This is a genomic window from Pseudoflavonifractor capillosus (genome assembly GCF_016899775.1).
GTDB lineage: Bacteria > Bacillota > Clostridia > Oscillospirales > Oscillospiraceae > Lawsonibacter.
On sequence record NZ_JACJJE010000013.1, the window covers coordinates 65,440 to 73,477 of the forward strand.

Here is an 8,038-nt window from a genome sequence, read left to right on the forward strand (position 1 = left end):
AGGATTTCAGGCCTTTGGAGCCTGCGGTGCTCCAGGTCCGGCTCCTTGTCTTTTACTGCACGATTTGATTACTTGTGACTGATTATCGCACTGATGCACCGCCCATCCTGCGGGACTTCCTGGTCTACCACGAGACCATCCAGGGCCACTCCCGCCGGACCGTGGACGAATATTTTCTGGATCTGCGGAACTTTTTCCGCTTCCTTAAGCTGGACAAAGGCCGCGTCGCCCGCAATACGCCGCTGGACCAGATCTCCATTGACGACGTGGATCTGGAGCTTGTCAGCTCCGTCACCCTCAGCGACGTGTACTCCTATATGAACTACCTGTCCCGGGACCGGGTCATCCATCCCAACAGCCCGGACCAGCGTCACGGCCTGGCCGCCTCCGCCAGGGCCCGTAAAGTGGCCGCTATCCGCTCCTTTTACAAATACCTCACCAACAAGGCCAAGCTGATCTCCGAAAACCCCGTCCAGGACCTGGACTCGCCCCATCTGAAGAAGTCGCTGCCCCGGTACCTGGATCTGGAAGAAAGTGTCAGTCTCCTGGACCACGTGGACGGGGCCAATCAGGCCCGGGATTACTGTATCCTAACTCTGTTTTTAAACTGCGGCCTGCGGATCTCTGAGCTGGTAGGGCTGAACGTCACCGACGTGCGTGGCAATCAGCTGCGGGTGCTGGGCAAGGGCAACAAGGAGCGGATGCTCTTTCTCAACGAGGCCTGCCAGAGCGCGCTGGAGGACTGGCTCACCGAGCGGAGCATGCTCACCCTGGTGGACCAGAATGCCCTCTTTGTGACCTTGCAGAACCGGCGGCGCATCTCCCGGGCGGCGGTCCACAAGCTGGTGAAGAAGCACCTGGCCGCCGCCGGCCTGGACAGCACCCAGTATTCCGCCCACAAACTGCGCCACACAGCCGCTACCCTGATGCTCCAGAACGGCGTGGATGTGCGCACCCTCCAGGAGGTGCTGGGCCACGACCATCTGAACACCACCCAGATCTACACCCACGTGGACAACGACGATTTACGCACGGCCGCCCGGGCCAATCCCCTGGGAAAGGTAAAAAAACGGGGAAAAATAGAAGAAAACGGGGAGAAAGAGGGAGAAAATACCTAGCCTCTCCCCTTCCCACCTGCCATCAAAAAAATGAAAAAGGGCCAGAGGATTGTTCCTCTGGCCCTTGTTGGGTTTCGGGATTTATACGCGGATCAGCTCATAGCTACGGCTGCCCAGTCCGATCTTCTCGGCGTGCTCCAGGCAGCTCTTCCAGTCGGTCTCCGGGGTAGTGTTTTTGAAGTGGTCGTGGTGGTCGCAGAAGCCCTCGGCGTGCATGTTGTCGTCCAGCAGGCTGCCGGGGATGGGCTCCTGTTTCAGGCAGGCGTCGGCGCAGGCCTGATCCAGGGCCACCGGGTCAAAGGAGGCGAACATGCCCACATCGGGCAGGATGGCCATGTCGTTCTCCCCGTGGCAGTCGCAGTAGGGAGAGACGTCAATGACCAGGCTGATGTGGAACTGGGGCCGCCCGTCCACCACCGCCTTGGCGTACTCGGCCATCTTCCGGTTCAGATCCGGGATTGCCGAGTCGTTCTTTGCCGAAATGGCGTCGAAGTTGCAGGAGGCGATGCACCGGCCGCAGCCCACGCACTTGCTGTGGTCGATGGAGGCCTTCCGGTCCTCCCCATAGGAGATGGCGTCCTGGGCGCACTGTTTGGCGCACTGGCGGCAGCCCACGCAGCGCTTGGCGGAGACGTTGGGCTTTCCCGCCGCGTGCTGTTCCATCTTGCCCCGGCGGCTTCCGCAGCCCATGCCGATGTTCTTGATGGTCCCGCCAAAGCCGGTCATCTCGTGGCCCTTGAAGTGGCTCAGGCTGATGAAGATGTCCGCGTCCATGATGGCCCGGCCGATCTTGGCGGTCTTCACATACTCCCCGCCCTGAACCGGGACCTCAATGTCGTCGCTCCCCTTCAGGCCGTCGGCGATGATCACCTGACAGCCGGTGGAGTAGGGGGTGAAGCCGTTCTCATAGGCGCTCTCAATGTGCTCCAGGGCGTTTTTCCGCCGCCCGGGGTACAGGGTGTTGCAGTCGGTCAGGAAGGGAAGGCCGCCCAGGGACTTGATCACGTCGGCCACCCGCTTGGCGTAGTTGGGCCGCAGGTAGGTCAGGTTGCCCGGCTCCCCGAAGTGGATCTTGATGGCGGTCATCTTGTGGTCAAAGTCGATGTCGCCGATTCCGGCGGCGCGGATCAGCTTCTCCAGCTTGTCCAGCTGGCTGACGCCGATCTGGGTGCGGAGGTCGGTGAAATAAACTTTGGATGTTGGCATCTTGGTTCTCTCCTCACGTTTTTTGAATTGTCAAAAATACTTTTCTATTGGTCAGAAGCGGGAAAAGACAAGGCCCCGCTTGGTCTCGATCACCCCAGGCACAATGGCGCAGAAGGAGCCCGCCACGATCAAAATGATGCCCAGCAGCATGTTCAGAGGGATCTCCTCCCCATGGAGGGCCCAGGCCAGCACCGGGGACAGGGCTGGCTTGAAGAAATAGACCAGAGAGACAATACTGGCCGGCTGGTACTCCATGGCCATGAAGTAGGCGCAGAAGCCCACGCCCGCCACACCAGCAGACACATACAGCACCACGGGCAGGTTTTCCAGGGTATATCCGGCAAACAGCGGAATGTTGGCGAAGGCGGGCAGTCCCGCCGCGGTGATGGCCTGGGCCGCCGCCGGGATGTGGGTGAGGCCGATGAACACCAAAATGATCAGACTGCCGAACAGGAATCCAAAGCAGGTGACCACTGAGCCCCCGAACTGGGCCACTTTTTTCTTTCCCATGACCCCGTAAATGGCAAACAGGATGGTGGCCGCCAGGGCCAGCACCACACCGAAGGGGTCCAGACGGGTCTCAAAGGGGTTGATGATGGCCACGGTCCCCAGCACCTCCAGCACCAGAGCGGCGATGTGGCGGCCCCGGATGGCCTCGCCCAGGAACAGAAATGCCAGGAAGGTGACGAACACCGGGTTGCAGCTGAACAGGACGGCCACTACCCCGGAGTCCACGTAGTTCACCGACAGCTGATAAATAGGCATACAGATGGCGATGCCCACCAGGCCCAGCAGGGCGAAATAGGCCACGCTTTTCCGGTCCAGAGACAGCCCCCGCTTTTTCAGCGTCCGCCAGGCCAGCGGGGCCAGGAACAGAAAGCCGATGAAGAAGCGGGCGAAGGTGAGCTGGACGGAGTTGATCTCCCCCGCGATATACTTCAAGGCCACCTCAAAAGTGCTGAACATGATGGTGGCGATGGCAATAAAGATGTACCCCTGTTTCATATCCGCTCCCCTTTTCTCTCCAGCGTAGGAAGCGGGCGGACCGCAACACGGCCCGCCCGCCGGCAGAGTTGATTATAGCACAAAATCAGGGACTTGAACAGAGCGGAGCCGGTCAGTCCAGAAGATTTTGGAACTCCTCCTCGGTGAGGACGGGAATTCCCAGCTCCTGGGCCTTTCTAAGCTTGGAGCCCGCCACCTCCCCGGCTATCACGTAGGTGGTCTTTTTGGACACGGAGGAGGCGGACTTGCCCCCCCGCTCCTCAATGAGGGCGGAGGCCTGGTCCCGGGTGAAGTGCTCCAGAGAGCCGGTGAGCACAAAGGTCATGCCCGCAAAGCGCTGGTCGCTCCCCTGCTCCGCCGCCGTCATGTTCACCCCGGCCTCCTTCAGGCGGGCAATGAGGTGCTGGCTCTGGGGGCTGGCAAACCAGTCTAGAATGCTCTGGGCAGTGATGGCCCCGATGTCGTCCACGGCGGTGAGCTCCTCCAGCGTGGCGCTCTGGATGGCGTCCAGGGTACGGAACCGGGCGGCCAGAATCTTCCCCGCTTTCTGCCCCACCTGCCGGATGCCGAAGGCGTACAGCAGCCGGGACAGGTCCTGCCCCTTGGAGCGCTCGATGGCGGCAATCAGATTCTGGGCGGACTTCTTGCCCATCCGCTCCAGAGGCTCCACGTCCTCCGCCTTCAGGAAGTACAGGTCCCCGGGGGTCTTGACCAAACCGGCGTTCACCAGGTTCTCCACCACAGCGATGCCCAGGCCCTCAATGTCCATGGCGTCCCTGGAGGCGAAGTGGGCCAGATTCCGCAGCAGCTGGGCGGGGCACTCGGCCCCGGTGCAGCGGATGTGGGCCCCGTCCTCGTCCCGCTCCACGGGGGCCCCGCACACAGGACACACCGTGGGGAACACATAGGGGACGGTCCCCTCGGGCCGCTTCTCCCCTACCACGGAGAGGATCTCCGGGATGATCTCCCCCGCCTTGCGCACCAGCACCGTGTCCCCGATGCGCACGTCCTTCTCCGTAATAAAATCCTGGTTGTGGAGGGTGGCGTTTGTGACGGTGGTTCCCGCCAGCCGCACCGGCTCCAGCACCGCCTTGGGGGTGAGCACCCCGGTACGGCCCACCTGGATGACGATGTCAACCACCTTGGAGGGCTTCACCTCCGGGGGGTACTTATAGGCCGCCGCCCACCGGGGGAACTTGGCGGTGCTGCCCAGGGCCTCCCGCTGGCTCAGGTCGTTGACCTTGATGACCGCCCCGTCGATGTCAAAGGGGAACTCCTCCCGGTTTTCCCCGATGGCGGCCACCCGGTCCACCGCCTCCTCAATGGTGGCCGCGCTGTAATGGGGAATCACTTTAAAGTTCTTGGATTTCAAATAGTCCAGTGTCTCCAGGTGGGTACGGAACGTCTCCCCCTCCGCCCACTGGACGTTAAAGACCGCGATGTCCAGCTTTCGGGAGGCGGCCACCTTGGGGTCCAGCTGCCGCAGAGAGCCGGCGGCGGCGTTCCGGGGGTTGGCAAAGAGGGCCTCTCCCCTTCTCTCCCGCTCCTCGTTGAGGGCGTGGAACACCTTTTTGGGCATATAGACCTCCCCCCGGACAATGAGCTGGCTGGGAGCGTCCGGGATGCGCAGGGGGATGGACTTCACCGTCCGCAGGTTTTCGGTGACGTCCTCCCCCACCTGGCCGTCCCCCCGGGTGGCGCCCCGGACAAACAGACCGTTCTCATACTCCAGGGCCACCGACAGGCCGTCCACCTTGGGCTCCACGTCGTATACCGCGTTGGGGACCACGCCCTTCACCCGCTGGTCGAACTGGCGCAGCTCGTCATAGTCAAATACGTCCTGGAGGGACTCCAGAGGCACCTTGTGGACCACCTGGGTGAAGGACTCCAGGGGCTTTCCGCCCACCCGCTGGGTGGGGGAATCGGGGGTGATGAGCTCCGGGTGCTCCCCCTCCAGCTCCTCCAGCCGGCGGAGCTTGTGGTCGTAGTCGTAGTCCGACATGCTGGGGTTATCCTGTACATAGTACTCGTAGTTGGCCTGCTCCAGCTCCCGGCGAAGGGCCTGGATCTCCTCTTGAATGTCCATCAATGTTCCTCCTGGATCTTTTGTAGGGGCGCACAGTGTGCGCCCGCAGGTCGAGCGGGAGGGGCAAGCCCCCATCCCCTACCGGGTTCGAAAGGCAATAGAAAACAGCGACGGGGGCCGTTCTGCCTGTCTCAATTATAATCCCCCGTTTTGTAAAAAAATCTGGGGCACCTGCCCCACAATGACGGTCTCGGCGATGGGAATCTGGGTCTCGCACACCGTCTCCACCGCTCCGCCGGGGAGCATAAGGGTCAGGGGGACCTCAAGCTCCAGGTCGATCTTGTGCAGGGTCTGGTTCACCCCGGCGGAGGAGAACTGGCTTTGAAATTCCCCCTCCACCGTGCCCACCGTCATGGCGTGGACCTTCATGGTGGGCCCCAGGCCCCACAGCAGGTCCAGATCCACCAGACTGCCCAGGGGAATCTGGATCTGGGACACGTCCACCCCGTCCAGGGCCTTCAGCACCACCCCGATCAGCTCCGCCCGGAGCTGATTCATAGCCGCCGTGTTGGTGGTCAGGGCGGTGATGGTCCCCGCGGAGTCCCGCTGGATGGTCACCAGATCCGAGTAGGTGATCTCCTCCTCCCCCAGCTGTTCCCAGATGGTGTGCTCGATCACCCCGGCGATGGCGTTTTGTGCCTGGGCCTGGGCCGCCGTCACCACCATGGGCCGCAGCCGGGCTTCCAGAAAGCCGATGACCGCGGCGGCCAGTAGGATACCCACCAGCAGAGTTACCTGCCAGGGCCTGGGCCGCCTCCCGCGCGCCCGCGCGGGAGCCGCCCCGGAGCGCCCGCCCCTCCATCTGCGGGGGCGCAGCGGGCGCCGGGACCGGAAATACCGCCGCAGCCGCCAAAGCAGGTCCATACGCCTCCCCTCCCATCAAGAGAGGATATGCGCCCGGCGGCTTGGCCTATTTCAATTTTTAGTGGTTCAGCAGCTCCTCCACCGCCAGCAGGACCCCCAGCTTGCCCGACTCGAAGGTGAGGCCGCCCTGGAGGTATACGGTGTAGGGCTCCCGCATGGGGGCGTCGGCGGACAGCTCGATGGACGCCCCCTGGATGAAGGCGCCCGCCGCCATAATGACCTGGCAGTCGTAACCGGGCATGTCCCAGGGCTCCGGGGTGACGTAGGAGTCCACCGGGGCTCCGAACTGGATGCCCTTGCAGAACTTCTTCAAAGCCTCGGGCTCCTTCATGTGGATCATCTGGATGATGTCGTGGCGCACCGCCGAGGACACCGGCTCAGTCTCATAGCCCAGGAGCTCCATCACCCGGGCGGCAAACACGGCGGTCTTGACCGCCTGGGCCACCGTGTGGGGAGCCAGAAACAGGCCCTGGTACAGCAGGCGGTTGTTCCCCAGGGTGGAGCCGCACTCCGCCCCGATGCCGGGCACCGTCAGGCGCATGGCCGCCCCCTCCACCAGGTCCCGCCGCCCGGCGATGTAGCCGCCGGTGGGGGCCAGGCCGCCGCCGGGGTTTTTGATGAGGGAACCTACCACCAGGTCGGCCCCCACGTGGGTGGGTTCGATGGTCTCCACGAACTCCCCGTAGCAGTTGTCCACGATGACCGCCGCATTGGGGTTGGCCTCCTTGATCACGCGGCACATCTCCCCGATCTCCGCCACCGACAGGGAGGCACGGGTGGAGTACCCCTTGGAGCGCTGGATGAGCACCGCCTTCACCCGGGGGTCGGCGGCCGCCTTGGCCATCCCCTCCAGGTCGGGCTTGTTGTCAAGGAGTTCTACTTGCCGATATTCGATGCCGTAGTCTTTCAGGGAACCGTGTCCCTTGTCCACCGCGCCGATCACCCCCAGCAGGGTGTCGTAGGGGGCCCCCACGGCGGACACCAGCACGTCCCCCGCCTTCAGACAGCCATACAGGGCGGCGGCGATGGCGTGGGTGCCGTTGACGAACTGGATGCGCACCAGGGCGGCCTCGGTGCCGAAGATCTGGGCGTAGATCTCGTCCAGCTTGTCCCGGCCCAGGTCGTCGTAGCCGTAGCCGGTGGTGCCAGCGAAGTAGCCCTCCGCTACCCGGTGGGTCTGGAAGGCGTCCAGCACCCGGGCGGCGTTCTCCTCGGCGATGGCGTCGATGCGGGCGAACTGGTCTTTTAACTCCTCCTGGGCCTGGCGGCCCAGTTCTCTTACTTTTTCGCTGATCTGTAAGCTCATAATTTGGTTACTTCCTCTTATTTTTCTTGTTTATCTTGGGTGAGATTTCGCCGCTATCTCCGCGCTAAGAGCCGCCCTGCGGGCGGTTGCGCTCCGAAACGCGCCTGCGGGCGCAGTCGGCAGCGAGTTTCTTTTTGGACGGCCAAAAAGAAACCAAAAAGCCGCCAGGAGGTGAGCTCAGGATGGGCACTTTGTGCCCATATTTGCCCTCCCTATCCCCTCTGGCCTTCGGCCATCTCCCCTTGACAAGGGGAGTCGGCCCCTGGACCCCCATTTTACGGGGGCCCCAATTAAGATACCTTGGCAGTCAACGCAAAGGCGCGGGTGGCTCAGCTGATTGCTTTTCCCTCGTCTTTCGCTGCCGCTCACTGGGCAGGAGACGAAGGCATGGCACTCCCCTGGCTGAAAGCGCCTTTGGGGCGGTGGGGCTCAAGTTGTGCGGTGGGGGGACAG

Annotated in this window: 6 protein-coding genes; 1 reads left to right on the forward strand and 5 read right to left on the reverse strand. The window is 62.9% G+C overall.

The window, feature by feature from the left end; all coding sequences use genetic code 11:
• Window positions 1–74: 74 nt before the first annotated feature.
• A complete protein-coding gene (locus H6B31_RS06130) occupies window positions 75–1,118 on the forward strand; it encodes a tyrosine-type recombinase/integrase (RefSeq protein ID WP_204897737.1) in 1,044 nt (347 codons plus the stop codon).
• Window positions 1,119–1,199: 81 nt separating this feature from the next.
• Here the strand turns inward: H6B31_RS06130 and H6B31_RS06135 are convergent, their stop codons facing one another.
• The 5 genes from H6B31_RS06135 to H6B31_RS06155 all read right to left on the reverse strand — a co-directional run bounded on the left by H6B31_RS06135 (window position 1,200) and on the right by H6B31_RS06155 (window position 7,585).
• Window positions 1,200–2,324: a DUF362 domain-containing protein gene (locus H6B31_RS06135; RefSeq protein ID WP_204897738.1), complete on the reverse strand. Its 1,125-nt coding sequence runs from the start codon at window positions 2,322–2,324 to the stop codon at window positions 1,200–1,202.
• A gap of 51 nt (window positions 2,325–2,375) precedes the next feature.
• Window positions 2,376–3,329, reverse strand: a complete 954-nt coding sequence (locus H6B31_RS06140) for a DMT family transporter (protein ID WP_204897739.1) — start codon at window positions 3,327–3,329, stop codon at window positions 2,376–2,378.
• Between the two features lie 112 nt (window positions 3,330–3,441).
• Window positions 3,442–5,415, reverse strand: coding sequence for an NAD-dependent DNA ligase LigA (gene ligA / locus H6B31_RS06145; RefSeq protein ID WP_204897740.1), 1,974 nt, complete (start codon window positions 5,413–5,415; stop codon window positions 3,442–3,444).
• A gap of 135 nt (window positions 5,416–5,550) precedes the next feature.
• Window positions 5,551–6,138 carry a sporulation protein YunB gene (gene yunB / locus H6B31_RS06150; protein WP_204897741.1) on the reverse strand — a complete coding sequence of 196 codons (588 nt, stop codon included), beginning with the start codon at window positions 6,136–6,138 and terminating at the stop codon, window positions 5,551–5,553.
• 199 nt (window positions 6,139–6,337) lie between these two features.
• On the reverse strand, window positions 6,338–7,585 hold the full coding sequence (locus H6B31_RS06155; RefSeq protein ID WP_204897742.1) for a methionine gamma-lyase family protein: 1,248 nt from the start codon (window positions 7,583–7,585) through the stop codon (window positions 6,338–6,340).
• Between the last annotated feature and the right edge of the window lie 453 nt (window positions 7,586–8,038).

What these genes read in the sequence shown, in the direction of transcription:
- H6B31_RS06155 (WP_204897742.1), bottom strand. Translation starts at nt 7,585, where the DNA reads ATGAGCTTACAGATCAGCGAAAAAGTAAGAGAACTGGGCCGCCAGGCC.
- H6B31_RS06135 (WP_204897738.1), bottom strand. Translation starts at nt 2,324, where the DNA reads ATGCCAACATCCAAAGTTTATTTCACCGACCTCCGCACCCAGATCGGC.
- ligA (WP_204897740.1), bottom strand. Translation starts at nt 5,415, where the DNA reads ATGGACATTCAAGAGGAGATCCAGGCCCTTCGCCGGGAGCTGGAGCAG.
- H6B31_RS06140 (WP_204897739.1), bottom strand. Translation starts at nt 3,329, where the DNA reads ATGAAACAGGGGTACATCTTTATTGCCATCGCCACCATCATGTTCAGC.